This window comes from Mesorhizobium sp. B2-8-5, assembly GCF_006440675.2.
Lineage (GTDB): Bacteria > Pseudomonadota > Alphaproteobacteria > Rhizobiales > Rhizobiaceae > Mesorhizobium.
The window spans coordinates 3,152,540-3,166,888 of sequence record NZ_CP083951.1; the positions used below are offsets into that span (position 1 = coordinate 3,152,540).

Annotated in this window: 13 protein-coding genes; 7 read left to right on the plus strand and 6 right to left on the minus strand. The window is 64.4% G+C overall.

All coding sequences use genetic code 11. The annotated features are described in order from the left end of the window. The first annotated feature begins 97 nt into the window (after nucleotides 1-97). The 7 genes from FJ430_RS15315 to FJ430_RS15345 all read left to right on the plus strand — a co-directional run bounded on the left by FJ430_RS15315 (nucleotide 98) and on the right by FJ430_RS15345 (nucleotide 8,216). Entirely contained in the window at nucleotides 98-1,330 is a 1,233-nt protein-coding gene (locus tag FJ430_RS15315) for an MFS transporter (RefSeq protein WP_226892203.1), read from the plus strand. A gap of 151 nt (nucleotides 1,331-1,481) precedes the next feature. Then, on the plus strand, nucleotides 1,482-2,510 hold the full coding sequence (locus FJ430_RS15320; protein ID WP_140706495.1) for a LacI family DNA-binding transcriptional regulator: 1,029 nt from the start codon (nucleotides 1,482-1,484) through the stop codon (nucleotides 2,508-2,510). 453 nt (nucleotides 2,511-2,963) lie between these two features. Next, nucleotides 2,964-4,091: a sugar ABC transporter substrate-binding protein gene (locus FJ430_RS15325; protein ID WP_140706493.1), complete on the plus strand. Its 1,128-nt coding sequence runs from the start codon at nucleotides 2,964-2,966 to the stop codon at nucleotides 4,089-4,091. Between the two features lie 72 nt (nucleotides 4,092-4,163). Continuing rightward, nucleotides 4,164-5,708, plus strand: coding sequence for a sugar ABC transporter ATP-binding protein (locus FJ430_RS15330; RefSeq protein WP_140706491.1), 1,545 nt, complete (start codon nucleotides 4,164-4,166; stop codon nucleotides 5,706-5,708). Next, nucleotides 5,705-6,685 (plus strand): ABC transporter permease, encoded by a 981-nt coding sequence (locus FJ430_RS15335; protein ID WP_140706489.1) that lies wholly within the window; start codon nucleotides 5,705-5,707, stop codon nucleotides 6,683-6,685. The genes FJ430_RS15330 and FJ430_RS15335 overlap by 4 nt, the downstream gene beginning before the upstream one ends. Next, nucleotides 6,682-7,668 carry an ABC transporter permease gene (locus tag FJ430_RS15340; protein WP_140706487.1) on the plus strand — a complete coding sequence of 329 codons (987 nt, stop codon included), beginning with the start codon at nucleotides 6,682-6,684 and terminating at the stop codon, nucleotides 7,666-7,668. Before FJ430_RS15335 ends, FJ430_RS15340 begins: the two co-directional genes overlap by 4 nt. Before the next feature lie 80 nt (nucleotides 7,669-7,748). Continuing rightward, the gene (locus FJ430_RS15345) at nucleotides 7,749-8,216 is read left to right on the plus strand and encodes a gluconokinase (protein WP_140706736.1); all 468 of its coding nucleotides are present in this window, start codon (nucleotides 7,749-7,751) and stop codon (nucleotides 8,214-8,216) included. A 15-nt stretch (nucleotides 8,217-8,231) separates the two neighbouring features. Here FJ430_RS15345 and FJ430_RS15350 read toward each other — a convergent pair whose 3' ends face one another. The 6 genes from FJ430_RS15350 to cysT form a co-directional block, all read right to left on the minus strand. Continuing rightward, nucleotides 8,232-9,377, minus strand: coding sequence for a hypothetical protein (locus FJ430_RS15350; protein ID WP_140706485.1), 1,146 nt, complete (start codon nucleotides 9,375-9,377; stop codon nucleotides 8,232-8,234). A gap of 163 nt (nucleotides 9,378-9,540) precedes the next feature. Continuing rightward, a complete protein-coding gene (locus tag FJ430_RS15355; protein ID WP_040984137.1) occupies nucleotides 9,541-9,990 on the minus strand; it encodes an RrF2 family transcriptional regulator in 450 nt (149 codons plus the stop codon). A 234-nt stretch (nucleotides 9,991-10,224) separates the two neighbouring features. Next, on the minus strand, nucleotides 10,225-11,211 hold the full coding sequence (locus tag FJ430_RS15360; protein ID WP_140706483.1) for a sulfate ABC transporter substrate-binding protein: 987 nt from the start codon (nucleotides 11,209-11,211) through the stop codon (nucleotides 10,225-10,227). A 204-nt stretch (nucleotides 11,212-11,415) separates the two neighbouring features. Further along, a complete protein-coding gene (locus FJ430_RS15365) occupies nucleotides 11,416-12,456 on the minus strand; it encodes a sulfate/molybdate ABC transporter ATP-binding protein (protein WP_140706481.1) in 1,041 nt (346 codons plus the stop codon). 72 nt (nucleotides 12,457-12,528) lie between these two features. Then, nucleotides 12,529-13,413: a sulfate ABC transporter permease subunit CysW gene (cysW, locus tag FJ430_RS15370; protein ID WP_140706479.1), complete on the minus strand. Its 885-nt coding sequence runs from the start codon at nucleotides 13,411-13,413 to the stop codon at nucleotides 12,529-12,531. Further along, the gene (gene cysT, locus FJ430_RS15375) at nucleotides 13,406-14,257 is read right to left on the minus strand and encodes a sulfate ABC transporter permease subunit CysT (RefSeq protein WP_140706477.1); all 852 of its coding nucleotides are present in this window, start codon (nucleotides 14,255-14,257) and stop codon (nucleotides 13,406-13,408) included. The genes cysW and cysT overlap by 8 nt, the downstream gene beginning before the upstream one ends. Nucleotides 14,258-14,349: the final 92 nt, after the last annotated feature.

Sequence of the window (14,349 nt, forward strand, 5' to 3'; positions counted from 1 at the left end):
CCACGGAATTATGCCTCGTGGCGCTGCTCGGCCCCGGAAATGCGCCGATAGTGCGCTCAAACACGCGATCTCGAAGAAATCGCGGACAGGAGACGCCGTGACGACAGTTCGAGGAAACGCGGCAGACAGCGCCGGCATCGACAGCTTCTATGCATGGACGCGGCTTGGCATTTCCCTGCTGCTGGCGACAATCGGCGGCGTCGGCACCTGGGCGGTGGTCGTGGTCCTGCCAGCGGTGCAGGCCGAATTCGGCGTCGATCGCGCCGCTGCCTCGATGCCCTATACCGCGACGATGGTGGGCTTCGCCGCCGGCAACGCGCTTATCGGACGCGCCATAGACCGCTTTGGGTATTGGATACCGGCGCTCGCCGCTTCGCTGGCGCTCGGCGCGGGGTTTCTGCTGGCGTCGCGTGCGAATTCGATCCTGGGCGTCACGCTCGCCCAAGGCCTGCTGATCGGCGTCGGCTGTTCGGCGATTTTCGGGCCGCTGATCGCCGACGTCTCGCACTGGTTCAACCGCCGCCGCGGCGTCGCGGTGACGGTGGCGGCGTCCGGCAACTACGTTGCCGGAGCGATCTGGCCGACGGTCATGCCTTATATGATGCAAGGTCATGGCTGGCGCTTCACCTATGCGACAATCGGAGTCATCTGCCTCGTCACCATGGTGCCGCTGGTCCTGCTGCTGCGACGGCGCGCGCCGCATGAGGGGACATCCGGCGCGCCGCGCGGCCGGCCGGTGCAGCCAATCTCGCTGTCGCCCTCGCAGTTGCAGGTCCTGTTGGTGATTGCCGGCTTCGGCTGCTGCATGGCGATGTCGATGCCGCAGGTGCATATCGTCGCCTATTGCATGGATCTTGGCTACGGCGTCGCGCATGGCGCCGAGATGCTGTCGATCATGCTGGCGGCCGGAGTCATCAGCCGCATCGGCTCGGGCTTCCTTGCCGACCGCATCGGCGCGGTGAAGACGCTGCTGATCGGCTCGGCGCTGCAGTGCCTGTCGCTGTTATTCTACATCCCGTTCGACGGGCTCGCCTCGCTCTATGTCGTCTCGCTGGTCTTCGGCCTGTCGCAAGGCGGCATCGTGCCCTGCTATGCCATCATCGTGCGCGACTATATGCCGGCAAAGGAAGCCGGCCAGCGCGTCGGCATCGTGCTGATGGCGACGATCTTCGGCATGGCGGTGGGCGGCTGGATGTCGGGCTGGATCTACGACCTCACCGGTTCCTACGCCGCCGCCTTCCTGAACGGAATTGGCTGGAACCTCGTCAATCTCGGGGCCATCGCGCTGCTGATGTGGAAAGCCAACCGAAGCGCCGAGGCGATTGCCTGACGCGCCTCGGTCGACCGGGCGCCGAAGCCGGGTTGCTTGACAACGGTTAACGCATGCGCGACCTCAATCGGCGGAGCTGACCTGGTGGCGCGATGACACGGACGCCGATCGTGATGTTGCGGCCGCGCGTCGAAGACGGGGGGACAGGGCCTTGACCAAGCCGCGTTCCCGCCGTGGCGGCGGCCGCCCGACCATTGCCGATGTGGCGCGCAAGGCCGGTGTCGGCGCGATCACCGTGTCGCGCGCGCTGCGTGAGCCCGGGCGGGTGTCGGAGGACCTGCGACGGCAGATACAGGCCGCGGTCGACGAACTCGGCTACGTGCCTGACCCGAATGCCCGCGCACTTGCCTCGGCGCGCGCCGAGGTGTTCGGCGTGCTGGTGCCTTCGCTGACCAACAACGTCTTCGCCGAAGTGGTGCGCGGCATCTATGACAGCCTTTCCGACAGCCCGTTCCGCATCCAGATCGGCAACACCCATTATTCGGGCCTCGAGGAAGAGCGGCTGTTGCAGGTTTTCGGATCGCAACGCCCGGCGGCGCTGATCGTGGCGGGTATCGACCAGACACCCAGCGCGCGACGACTGCTGGAGAATGCCGGCTGCCCGGTGGTGCAGGTGATGGAGACCGGGCCGGACCCGGTCGACATGGTGGTCGGCTTTTCCCATTTCGACGGCGGCAGGACCGCCGCCGAACACCTCCTGCAAGCCGGATACCGCAAGATCGGTTTCATCGGCGCGCGAATGGACCCGCGTTCGCAGCGACGCCTTGCCGGCTATCGCGCCGCCATGGAGGCCGCCGGCCTTTTCGATCCGCGGCTCGTCACCACGACGCCGGTGCCGTCAAGCGTGACGCTGGGGCGCGAGTTGTTCCGCGACGCGCTGGCCAAGATACCGACGCTGGACGGCGTGTTCTGCAACAATGACGATATCGCGCTTGGCGTTCTGTTCGAATGCCATCGCGCATCGATCGATGTGCCGAAGCAGATCGGCATTGTCGGCTTCAACGATCTCGACATGATGCAGGTGTCGTTTCCTTCGATCACCAGCGTGCGCACGCACCGCTATGAAATCGGCACCCGCGCCGTCGCCATGGCGCTTGCGGCGATCGCCGGCAACCGGCCGGAACAGCGGATCGTCGACCTCGGCTTCGACCTCATGCGGCGCGAGAGCACCGCGCGTTAGACCCGTGATAGCGTTTCGTCGAATCCCATCACGCTCTAACTCCTTGTTGGAGCATGATCTTGTCCGAAAACCGGTTCCCACTTTTCGGGATCATGCTCTAGGGCGGCGGCGGAAACGCCGAGCCAAAGCTACGCACTGTTCCTGGAGGCACTCTGACGAACACGGAAAAATGACGAAAGCGGCGCTTTACAGGCTTTCATGGTAGCGCTACCATTTGTCTGTAAAATCAACATCCGGCAAGGTTCAGGACTGTTTATTATACATAAGCAACAGCTCAAGCTTGTTTATTATGTATAATATGATAGTTTTCTGAACGTCCCGGAGGGCGAGGGAAGGGGGAGAAGGCGGGGCGATCCACATCGCCCGGCGAGCGTTTCGGTTTGGCAGGAGGGGTGCCCGCCGAGCATGTCAGGACTTCATAGTTCAGCAGATCTGCAATTGGGAGGAATACCGATGATCAAGTCACTCGTTGGCGGCGTCGTTGCCGCCACTGCATTCGTCATGCTCAGCTCGGCAGCGATCGCCGCCGGACCGGAAGTCGTCTCCGGCCCCGCAGCGCAGCCGGACTGCTTCTCGCCATGGTCGGCGGACACCAAATTCTTCAAATTCCCCAAAAAGGAAGGCCCGTTCCGCATCGCCTTCTCCAACGGCTATATCGCCAACACCTGGCGCATCCAGATGGTGCAGACGGCAAAGGCCTATGCGGCGCAGCCGGACGTGAAGGCCAAGATCAAGGAATTCAAGGTCGTCTCGACCGGTGAGGATGTGCCGGCGCAGATCTCGGCGATCAACAACTTCATCGATTCCGGCTATGACGCTATCGTCACCGACGCGCAGAACCCGACCGCCTTCGGCCCGGTCATCAAGCGCGCCAAGGAAGCCGGCATCGTGCTGGTTGCCTTCGACAACATTCTCGACACCAAGGACGCCATCAACGTCAATGTCGACCAGAAGGGCCTCGGCGAGTTGTGGGCCAAGTGGCTGATCGACAAGGTGCCGAACGGCGGCAAGATCCTCGAAGTGCGCGGCGTTGCCGGCACTTCCGTCGATACCGACCGCCACAACGGCATCCATGAAGTGCTGGACGCTTCCGGCAAGAAGTGGGACGTCACCGAGGTCGCCGGCAAGTGGGATGACGGCGTGGCGCAGAAGGTGACCGCCGATGCCATCGCCACCAACGGTCCGTTCGACGGCATCACCGGCCAGGGCGGCGACACCGGCATCGTGCAGGCGATGATGGACGCCAAGCATCCCTTCGTGCCGTTCGGCGGCGAGACCGAGAACGGCTTCCGCAAATTCTGCGCGCAGCATTCGGCAGACGGGCTGAAGTGCACGTCGGCGGGCTCCGGCCCGGCCCAGGTCGCCGTGGCCATCAAGACAGCGATCGCGGCGCTGGAAGGCGAGGTGGTGCCGCAGGAAGTGAAGCTGCCGCTGGCGATCGCCTCGGATCCAGACATGAAGGAAGGCACCGATTACTTCCCGAAGGAATCCGACAATTTCTTCGTCGGCAACTCCTTCCCGACCTGCGGCATCAATTTCAGCGCGCAGGAAATCATGGGCCAGACCAAGGCGGACCAGTAAGCTTCAAAATCGATGACTTGGCGCCGCGGGTCAGCCGCGGCGCCGCCTCATGCAGATACAATTGGAGGCTCAATGGACGGTGCGGTTCCGCTCTTCCGCATGGAAGGCATATCCAAGCGCTATGGCGGCGTGAGGGCCCTGGAAAAGGCCGATCTTGAAGTTACCGCCGGCAGCATCCACGCCATTCTCGGCGAGAACGGCGCAGGCAAGTCGACCCTGATCAAGATCATGGCGGGCGTCGTGGCGCCCGACGAGGGCCGCATGACGCTGGATGGGCGCGAGGTGAGCTTCGCCTCACCGGCCGCGGCAAATCAGGCCGGCATCGTCTGCATCTTCCAGGAACTGTCGCTCATTCCCGAGTTGAGCGTCGCCGACAACATCGTCATTTCCGATCCGCCGAAGCGCTTCGGCATGATCGACCGCCAGGCGCAGCGGCGCATCGCGGAAGAAGCGCTGGCACGCGCCGGCGCTTCCGATATCCATCCTCGGGCGCTGGTCAAGGACCTGCCGCTGTCGCGCCGGCAGATGGTGGAGATCGCCAAGGCGCTGGCTCGCAAGCCGCGCATCCTGATCCTCGACGAAGCGACCTCGGCGCTGACGGCGGCGGATGTCGCCAAGGTCTTCGAGGTGTTGAAGCGGCTGCGCTCGGAAGGACTGGCGCTGCTCTACATCTCGCACCGCATGAACGAGATCGCGGAACTCGCCGACCATTGCACGGTGTTTCGCAACGGCCGCAACGTCGCCAGCTACCCCGCGGGCTCTAAGAGCGACAATGAGGTGGTGGAGCTGATGATCGGCCGCGAATACAGCCATATCTTCCCGCCGAAACCCGTTTCCGCTGCGGCCGCCACGCCGGTGCTCGAAGCCCGCAATCTGTCCTGGGCCGACCGGCTGGACAATATCTCGCTGAGCGTCAAGGCCGGCGAAGTCGTGGGCCTGGGCGGTCTCGATGGGCAGGGCCAGCGCGAACTGCTGCTTGCCTTTTTCGGCGTGCTGCGCGGCCTGCGCGGCGAGGTGCTGATCGACAGCAAGCCGGCTTCCATATCGAGCCCGCGCGCCGCCAGCGACGACCGCGTCGGCATGGCGCTGATCCCCGAGGACCGCAAGACCGAGGGGCTGATGCTGCCGATGACGGTGCGCGAAAACCTCTCCTTCGCGGCGCTCGACCGGCTGGCCAAGGGCGGCATCATCGATCGCGCCGCCGAGCAGCGCCTGATCGACGATATGGTCGGGCTGCTGGCCATCAAGACGGCGGGGCTCGATATTCCCGTCGGCGCGCTCTCCGGCGGCAACCAGCAGAAGGTGGTCATCGCCAAATGGCTGATGCGGCAACCGCGCATCATCCTGCTCAACGATCCGACGCGCGGCATCGATGTCGGCACCAAGCAGGAGATCTACCAATTGATGCGCAAGCTGGCGGATGCCGGCGCCGCCATCCTGTTCTATTCGACCGACTATGACGAACTGATCGGCTGCTGCGACCGCGTGCTCGTGCTCTATGACGGCAGCGTCAAACGCGAGCTCGTCGGCACCGAGATCACCGAGCACGCGCTGATCGCCAGCGCGCTCAACATCCATGGCGAAGGCGCCGATATGCAGCAGGGAGCGGGCGCGTGAAGGATTGGCGCTACTTAATGGCCGAGCAGCGCGGAACGCTGCTGGCGCTCGGCATCTTCATCGTCATGTTCATCATCTACACCACGAACCACCCTGCCGGCTTCACCGCCAATGTCGTGCAGACAGCCGCCAACAAGGGCGTGCTGCTGGCCTTCGTCGCCATGGCGCAGACGCTGGTGGTGATCACCGCCGGCATCGATCTGTCGGTCGGCATGATCCTGCTTCTCACCAATTGTCTTGCCTCGTGGCTGGTGGTCGGCACGCCGCTCGAGACCACGCTCGGCGTGATCGCGGTCCTTGCCGCGGGCCTGGTCTGCGGGGCGATCAACGGCGCCATCGTCATCTATGGGCGCCTGCAGCCGATCGTCGCCACCATAGCCACCGGCGCCGTCTTTTATGGCATCGGGCTTCTGCTGCGGCCGTTTCCGGGTGGATCGGTCAATGAGGATCTCGCCGACGCGCTGACGGGAAAGCTCTTCGACGTGATCCCGACCTCGCTGGTCGCGCTGCTCATCGTCGTGCTGGTCGTCTGGGTGCCGTTCAGCCGCTCGGAATTCGGCCGCGCGGCTTACGCCGCAGGCTCGTCGGAAACGGCGGCTTATATGTCGGGCGTGCCGATCCGGCGCGGCAAGTTCCTCGCTTATGCGCTGGCAGGCCTGCTGGCTTCGGTCGGCGGCCTGTTTCTCACCTTCTTCACCTATACCGGCGAGGCTGCCTATGCGAGCGGCAATTCCTACACGCTGTTCTCGATCGCGGCGGTCGTGCTCGGCGGCGTGTCGCTGTTCGGCGGCAAGGGCAGCGCTATCGGCGCGATTTTCGGCGCGCTTGCCTTCCGCACCATCGGCGACCTGTTGTTCGTCTTCGACTTCGATCCGCTCTGGCAGCCGCTGTTCCAGGGCGTTATCCTGTTGATCGCGGTCAGCCTCGGCGCCTTCGCGCTGTTTCGGGTGCGCAACCGGCTGGAGTGGTTCCTGTGAGCGAAACGACGCTTGGTGGCCTTGCCGGCCGCATGCCCAAATTCATCCGCCGCGCCGACCCGGCGGTGCTGACGGCCTTTGCCTGCATCGTGATCCTGCTTCTGCTGGGCAGCCTCTATTCGCGCAGCTTCCTTTCGCCGGAATATCTGCTGCAGCAGCTTAAAGTCGCCTCGTTCCTCGGCGTCATCGCCACCGGCATGATGCTGGTCATCCTGCTCGGCCAGATCGACCTTTCCGTGCCATGGGCCGTGGCCGCCGGCGCCATGATGGCCTGCGCTGCCGCCGCCTACGGGTCGGTCGGCGTTGCTCTCGCCATCCCCTTCGGTGTCCTGTGCGGCGTGGCGATCGGCATCATCAACGGCATCGGTGTCGCCTATCTGCGCATCCCCTCGATGATCATTACCTTGGCCACCAACGCGGTCGCGCAGGGGCTGATGGTGGTCTACACGGGCGGCTTCTCGCCACAGGATTCGGCGACGGCGGCGATGCGCTATCTGGCGACCGGTTTCACCATTCCGGGGGTTCCCAACGCCGTCATCATCTGGGCGCTGATCGGCGCCGCGATGGTCTTCGTGCTCACCCGCACCAGCTTCGGCCGTGCCGTCTACGGCATCGGCAACCGCGAGCGCGCCGCCTACCTTTCCGGTATCGACACGCGCCGCATCGTGATGATCGCCTTCGCCGTCTCCGGCGGGCTGTCGGCCTTTGGCGGCGTGCTTCTGGCCGGCTATGCGTCGAAGGCGGCACAATCCATGGGCGATGCCTATCTGCTGCCGTCGATCGCCGCCGTCGTGCTGGGCGGCACCTCGATCCTGGGCGGGCGCGGCTCCTATCTCGGCACGGTGGCCGGCGTGATCCTGATCACGCTCCTGCAATCCATCCTCTCGGTCATGCAGATGCCGGAAGCGGGACGGCAGATCATCTATGGTGTCGTCATCGTCGCCATGCTCCTGCTCTACGGGCGCGCGCCGGCAAGCCGCTGACCGTGGATGAGGCGAGCGCAAGACCGCAGATCCCGGAGCTTGGCGTGAACGATCTTCGGACGGCGCCGGCCATCGTCGTGATGGGTGTTGCCGGCTGCGGCAAGACGGCCGTCGGCGAGGCGCTCGCCAAGGCTCTCGACGCCGACTTCATCGAAGGAGATCGGCTGCATCCGCCGGAGAACGTGGCGCGCATGGCGCGCGGCGAGCCGCTGACCGACGCGCTGCGCGAGGGCTGGCTCGACGCCATAGGCGAGCACATCGCGATCTCCGTTGCCGGCGGACGGAAAGCGGTGGCGGCGTGCTCGGCGCTGAAACGCGCCTACCGTGACCGGCTGAGCCGCTACTGTCCCGACACAGTCTTCCTCTACCTGAAGATCGACCGCGAGACCGCCTGGCGCCGGGTCGCCAATCGCAAGGGCCATTTCATGCCCGCAAGCCTGGTCGACAGCCAGTTCGCCACGCTGGAAGAACCTGCCGCGGACGAACGGGTCGTGACGGTCGACGGAACGCGAAGTGTTGCCGGGATCCTGGAAGGGATCGTTGGTTAGAACGGTTCGGGCGCTTCAGGCGCCGTCATTGCCGATCGCGGCTTCCGTTGGCCGCTCGGTCAGCCGTACGGCGCTCGACCAGGCCATCATCTGCTCCGGACAGAGTTCGAGCGTTTCCAGCATATGGTCGCGCTTCGACAGGATGTATTCCGCCTGAACGACGAGGTTCTTTGTCGCGGTGTCCCTTGCCGGCGACGCCGGCGGCGGTGGCCCCGCGCTGAGTTCGCTGACGATCGCGCGATACTGGCGAAAGGGAACCGTTTCGATCGTCGCCATATGAAACAGCGCCGCGCCCGCGCGCGCGGCGAAGTTTGCCGGCGCCGAGGCGAGATGAGTCCAGCCGCGCTCGCCCATGGCGGCCTCGGTGAAGGTGGAGCCGGCATAGACGGTGTTGGTCATCAGCACCACGCCGTTTGCCTTCAGGGTCTTCTGGATGCGCGTGGTGACCTGGTAGGCGTCGGTGCGCTCAAAGACGATCCGGCTTTTCAGGAAGCGGTTCTCGACCTTGACCAATGGCGGGTTGATCACGCGCAAGCCGAATTTGCTCGGGGAGAAGCCGTGGTATTGCGCGCTTACCTGATGAGCATCGACGCCGGCCTCATGCAGGGCGCGCTTGCCCATGATCGTCTGCGTCGTGAACTGGTCGCACCATATGATGACGCCGCGCCCGTTGCGCAGGGCTTGTTGCAGGGCTTCGAGGCCTTCGAGCCGGATCGCCGGCGACCAGCGCCAGCCGGAGACGAGATGCGCCGCAAGCGTCAGCCGCCGGCGGTGAATGGCGGCGAGTTGCGCCTCGAACATTTCTTGCGTGTCGACGGCGTTGCCGAGCACGGCCTTCACCGCGACGTCGTAACGGGCGAACTCCTTGCGGAAGTGGCGCCTGCGCCTGAGCCTGGACCCCCAGCCGCAGATAGGCCCCCACCAGGAGACCGGCAGCATCGCCGCGACGCCGAGATAGAAACAGGACAGCAGGCTCTCGCGCAGGTCCCGATTGGAGAAACGGCGCAGTTTCCCGGGGCGGACAACCTTGCGGCTGAAGAAGCGAACGGACTCGTTGCGCTCCGGCACCGGCACGTCGGCAATGATCTCGGTGTGATAGATGTCGTTCGACGATGGTTGCCGGCTGGCCCTGCGGGAATTGCCAAGCCAAGGCAGCCTCATGCGTCAGAGCCCTGTTTCATCCTCCCAGCCGCTTTACTGCGTCCGCGGTAGACTGGCAACCGAGGGCGACAAGTCGGGCCGGCGACTTGTCGTTGGGCGCAATTGCGAACGGAAGGCGGCGGCGAAGGGCAGAACCTGGCCGCTACCGCTTCCTCGAATTGCTTCAAATCTGGGAGGTGAGCTCCGCCGGAAAATCGTCGTTGTCGGCGTCGCGCATGGCGGCGAGGCTGCGGTTGTCGAGCACCTCGGCGATCGCCTGGCGCACTTCCAGCATCATGTGGCGGACCTGGCAGGTGGCCTCGTCGCAATCCTCGCAGCGCTGGTATTGCGTGCGGCTGGCGCAAGGGATCGGCGCCAGCGGGCCGTCGAGCACGCGCACGACATGGCCGATCTTGATCTCGGAAGCGGGCCGGGCGAGGCGGTAGCCGCCTTCCTTGCCCTTGCGGCTCTGGACGAAACCGGCATTGCGCAATTCGCCCAGGATCGCATCCAGGAATTTCTTCGGGATGTTGTTGGCGACGGCGATGTCGTTGACGAATGCAAGCTGGCCAGCCGGTAGACCGGAAAGATGCACGAGGGCCTTGAGGCCGTATTTGCCTTTTTTGGTCAGCATGCCCGATTCAATTCATCAAACCCCAATGCGCCTGCATCTGGCGGTTGTTTGTGTGCAAATCATGACAGTTGACCGCCTGGTCCAATAATTTGCCCGGCAGCTTAGGCGCAAACGCGTTGATTCTTCGTAACGTTTTTCACTTGGGCGCCGGATTTCCGCTGCGAAATGCTGGCCGGCTTAAATGAGGAAGCCGGCTAAAGCCGGCTTTCCTGCGCTTCCTGATTGTGTGGCGGCTCAGCGGCTGCCGTAGGCCTGATCGAGCAGCCCGCCGGCGGCGAAATGCTCCTTCTGTACTCTGTCCCAGCCGCCAAAGACTTCCTCAACAGTCAGTAGCCGGACGTCCGGGAAGTCGGCCTTGTGCTTGGCGGCCACCGAGGCGTCGCGAACCCGCAGGCCGTTCCCGGCGGCAATGTCCTGGCCTTCCGGCGTGTAGAGAAAGTCGAGATAGGACTTGGCGAGATCGCGGCTGCCATGCTCGTCGGCCACCTTGTCGACGATCGCTACCGGGAACTCGGCCAGCAGGCTGACCGAAGGCGTGACCTGCTCGAACTTGTCGTCGCCATACTCCTTGCGGATGCCGCGCGTCTCCGATTCGAAGGTGATCAGCACGTCGCCGATCTCACGCTGGACGAAAGTGGTTGTGGCGGCACGGCCGCCGGTGTCGAAGATCGGCACGTTGTTGAAGAGCTTGGTGATGAACTCCTTCACCTTGGCGTCGTCGCCCTTGAAGGCTTCCTTGGCGTAGGCGGCGGCGGCGAGATAGGTGTAGCGCGCATTGCCCGACGTCTTCGGGTTCGGAAAGATCACCTGCACGTCGTCACGCACCAGATCGTTCCAGTCCTTGATGTGCTTGGGATTGCCGGCGCGCACCAGGAAGGACGGCAGCGAATAGAAGGGCGAGGCGTTGTCCGGGAAATCTTTCTGCCAATCGGCTGAGACCAGTCCTTTCTTGACCAGGAAATCGACGTCGGTGACCTGGTTGAAGGTGACGACATCGGCACCAAGACCTTCGGCGATCGCGCGCGCCTGCGCCGAGGTGCCGGCATGCGACTGATCGACGGTGACGCCGGGGTGCTTGGCGATGAAGGCCTTGTTGACGTCGACGAACAGCTCGCGGCCGACGTCATAGGATGCATTCAAAAGCTTGTCGGCCGACCAGGCTTGGGAGGACGCGAGGACGAGACCGGCAAAAGCTGCAATGCAGAGCAACAGACGCTTCATGAAAACAGGGCTCCTTGGAAATGGATCAAGCTATGGCGAGACCATAGTCGGGAAAGCCTGGTGCGACGAGGCACGCGCTCCGAGAGGTGGGCGAAGGCCTGGAAAATATCTCGCCAAAACAGCTCTTTGCTAGGATTTTCTTCCAAGTGGATTCACAGGCTGCGCCAGGCTGGTGCCGGAGGAGCTGTCAGGCTGAAAGACAGCTCAGGACGTGGGAAAAAGCTTCCAGCGTCGCGGCCTGAAAGCCACCCGGCTCTTCTGTGCCGCGGGATGGTCGATCGGCAGTTCGATCTCGACGCGCTGGCGCTCGCCGCCGATTTCGAGCTCGACGCGCCTGGTGCCGGCAACGCGGCGGCTGGCGGCAACCGTGCCGGCGATGCAGCCGCTGCAGCCGTCGAGCAGCTCGACGTCATGCGGGCGGAAGTGGAGAACCGCCTCGGCGGACGGCGCATGCGGCGCCTGCAGCCCGATCGGCCGGTCGGCGATCCAGATCTCGCCGTTCTCGACCTTGACCGGCAGCGAGCTCGACTCGCCGATGAAGGAATAGACGAAGGGCGAGTTCGGCGTGTCATAGATATCGTCGGCGGTGCCGACCTGCTCGATGCGGCCCTGGCTCATGACCACGACGCGGTCGGCGAGCTCCAGCGCCTCTTCCTGGTCATGCGTGACGAAGACGGTCGTGTGGCCGGTGCGGTCATGGATCTCGCGCAGCCAGCGTCGCAGCTCACGGCGAACCTGCGCGTCGAGCGCGCCGAACGGTTCGTCGAGCAAAAGCACCTTTGGCTCGATCGCCATGGCGCGGGCCAACGCCACGCGCTGGCGCTGACCGCCGGAAAGCTGCGCCGGGTAGCGCTTTTCCAGGCCCGTCAATTGGACGAGGTCGAGCAGTTCCAGCGCCCGGCGGCGGATTTCCTGCCCCGACGGCCTTGCGGCGCCGTGCCGGACCTTCAGGCCGAAGCCGATATTGTCGGCAACCGTCATGTGACGGAACAGCGCGTAATGCTGGAAGACGAAGCCGACATTGCGCTCCTGGATCGACTTCTGCGAGGCGTCCTCGTCGCCGAAGAAGATCGCGCCCTTGGTCGGCCGCTCCAGGCCGGCGATCAGGCGAAGCAGCGTCGTCTTGCCGGAGCCCGACGGCCCGAGCAGCGCGATGAGCTCGCCGGATCTGATGTCGAGCGACACGTCGTGGAGCGCCGGAAACCGCTCGAACTCCTTGCGCACGTTGACGACGCGAACTTCCATGCAAATCCCTCAGTTCCTTGATGCTGTCGTTGCTCCCAAAAGCGCCAGGCACGCTTGGGCGACAGGTAGTGTTCAGTGCCCGCGCGTCGCGGCGAGCTCGGCGCCGTAGCGCATCTCGAGAAGCGTTTTCAAGACCAGCGTCACCAGCGCCAGGCCGGCGAGCAGCGAAGCGACGGCAAAGGCGCCGACGGCGTTGTATTCGTTGTAGAGGATCTCGACATGCAGCGGCATGGTGTTGGTGAGGCCGCGTATGTGGCCCGACACCACCGAGACCGCGCCGAACTCGCCCATGGCGCGCGCGTTGCACAGAAGCACGCCATAGAGCAGTCCCCATTTGACGTTGGGCAATGTCACATACCAGAAGGCCTGCCAGCCGCTGGCGCCCAGCGACAGTGCTGCTTCTTCGTCGCCATTGCCCTGTTCCTGCATCAGCGGGATGAGCTCCCGCGCGACGAAGGGGAAGGTGACGAAGATGGTGGCCAGCACGATGCCGGGCACGGCGAAGAGGATGACGATGCCATGCGCCTTCAACCAGGTGCCGAGCAGCCCTTGCGCGCCGAAGAGAAGCACATAGACCAGGCCGGAGATGACCGGCGAGACCGAGAAAGGCAGGTCGATCAGCGTGGTCAGGAACGCCTTACCCTTGAATTCGAACTTGGCGATCGCCCAGGCGGCCGAGATGCCGAAGACGACGTTGAGCGGCACGGAGATCGCCGCCACAAGCAATGTCAGGCGGATGGCGGAGCGCGTGTCGGGGCCGGAAAGGGCTTCCGTGTAGGCGCCGACGCCTTTGGCGAGCGCCTCATGGAAGACGACGATCATCGGCAAAAGCAGGAAGACGGCGAGGAAGGCGAGGGCGATTGCCATCAGCACGGCCTTGACTGGCCGGCTTTCGGTCACCGCTGCCGACTGGCTCTCGTGATGCGGCTCGTAGGATTTGATCTCGGGATCAGCCATAGCGCTTGCGGCTCCATGTCTGGACGAGATTGACGACCAGAAGCATCAGGAAGGACAGCGCCAGCATGATCGCGGCGATCGCGGTCGCCGCCTCGTAGTTGTATTCCTCGAGCCTGATCACGATCAGAAGCGGCGCGATCTCGGACTTGAAGGGCAGGTTGCCGGCGATGAAGATGACCGAGCCGTATTCGCCGACGCCGCGCGCGAAGGCGAGCGAGAAGCCGGTGACGATCGCTGGCGCCAGGCCTGGGAAAAGCACGCGGGTGACGATCTGCAAACGGCTGGCGCCGAGCGTGGCGGCGGCTTCCTCGACCTCCTTGTCGATCTCTTCCATGATCGGCTGGACGGTACGCACGACGAAGGGCAAGCCGATGAACACCAGCGCGATGACGATACCGAGCGGCGTGTAGGCGACCTTGATGCCGAGCGGCGCCAGGAGATGGCCGATCCAGCCATTCGGCGCATAGAGCGTGGTGAGCGCGATGCCGGCGACGGCCGTGGGCAGGGCGAAGGGCAGGTCGACCATCGCGTCCGCGATGCGGCGGCCGGGAAAGCGGTAGCGGACCAGCACCCAGGCGACGACGGTGCCGAATACGACGTTGACGGCAGCCGCCAGGAAGGCGGTGCCGAAGCTTATCTTCAGCGCGTTGAGGGTGCGTCGGTCAACGGCGATCGCCCAGAAATCGGCCCAGCCGAGCGCCGCCGAACGCCAGACCAGCCCCGAAAGCGGGATGAGGATGATGAGTGTGAGGTAGGCAAGCGAGAAGCCGAGCGTCAATCCGAAGCCTGGAATGACACTCGGCTGTCTGAATCGCCACCCCGCCTTGGCGGGTGCTGTGGTCATGCTGTTCTGGATCGTCCCTTCTGTTCAAACCAGAATGGCTTTGCTCAGTCGCATTCGGCCGGCATGCCCGTGAGGCTCGCCGGCCGTCCGGC

Bases quoted from the DNA above. Each gene is read 5' to 3' on its own strand.
- cysW (WP_140706479.1), bottom strand. From the start codon at position 13,413: ATGGCTGATCCCGAGATCAAATCCTACGAGCCGCATCACGAGAGCCAG.
- FJ430_RS15360 (WP_140706483.1), bottom strand. From the start codon at position 11,211: ATGAAGCGTCTGTTGCTCTGCATTGCAGCTTTTGCCGGTCTCGTCCTC.
- FJ430_RS15355 (WP_040984137.1), bottom strand. From the start codon at position 9,990: ATGCTGACCAAAAAAGGCAAATACGGCCTCAAGGCCCTCGTGCATCTT.
- cysT (WP_140706477.1), bottom strand. From the start codon at position 14,257: ATGACCACAGCACCCGCCAAGGCGGGGTGGCGATTCAGACAGCCGAGT.
- FJ430_RS15350 (WP_140706485.1), bottom strand. From the start codon at position 9,377: ATGAGGCTGCCTTGGCTTGGCAATTCCCGCAGGGCCAGCCGGCAACCA.
- FJ430_RS15365 (WP_140706481.1), bottom strand. From the start codon at position 12,456: ATGGAAGTTCGCGTCGTCAACGTGCGCAAGGAGTTCGAGCGGTTTCCG.
- FJ430_RS15330 (WP_140706491.1), top strand. From the start codon at position 4,164: ATGGACGGTGCGGTTCCGCTCTTCCGCATGGAAGGCATATCCAAGCGC.
- FJ430_RS15325 (WP_140706493.1), top strand. From the start codon at position 2,964: ATGATCAAGTCACTCGTTGGCGGCGTCGTTGCCGCCACTGCATTCGTC.
- FJ430_RS15345 (WP_140706736.1), top strand. From the start codon at position 7,749: ATGGGTGTTGCCGGCTGCGGCAAGACGGCCGTCGGCGAGGCGCTCGCC.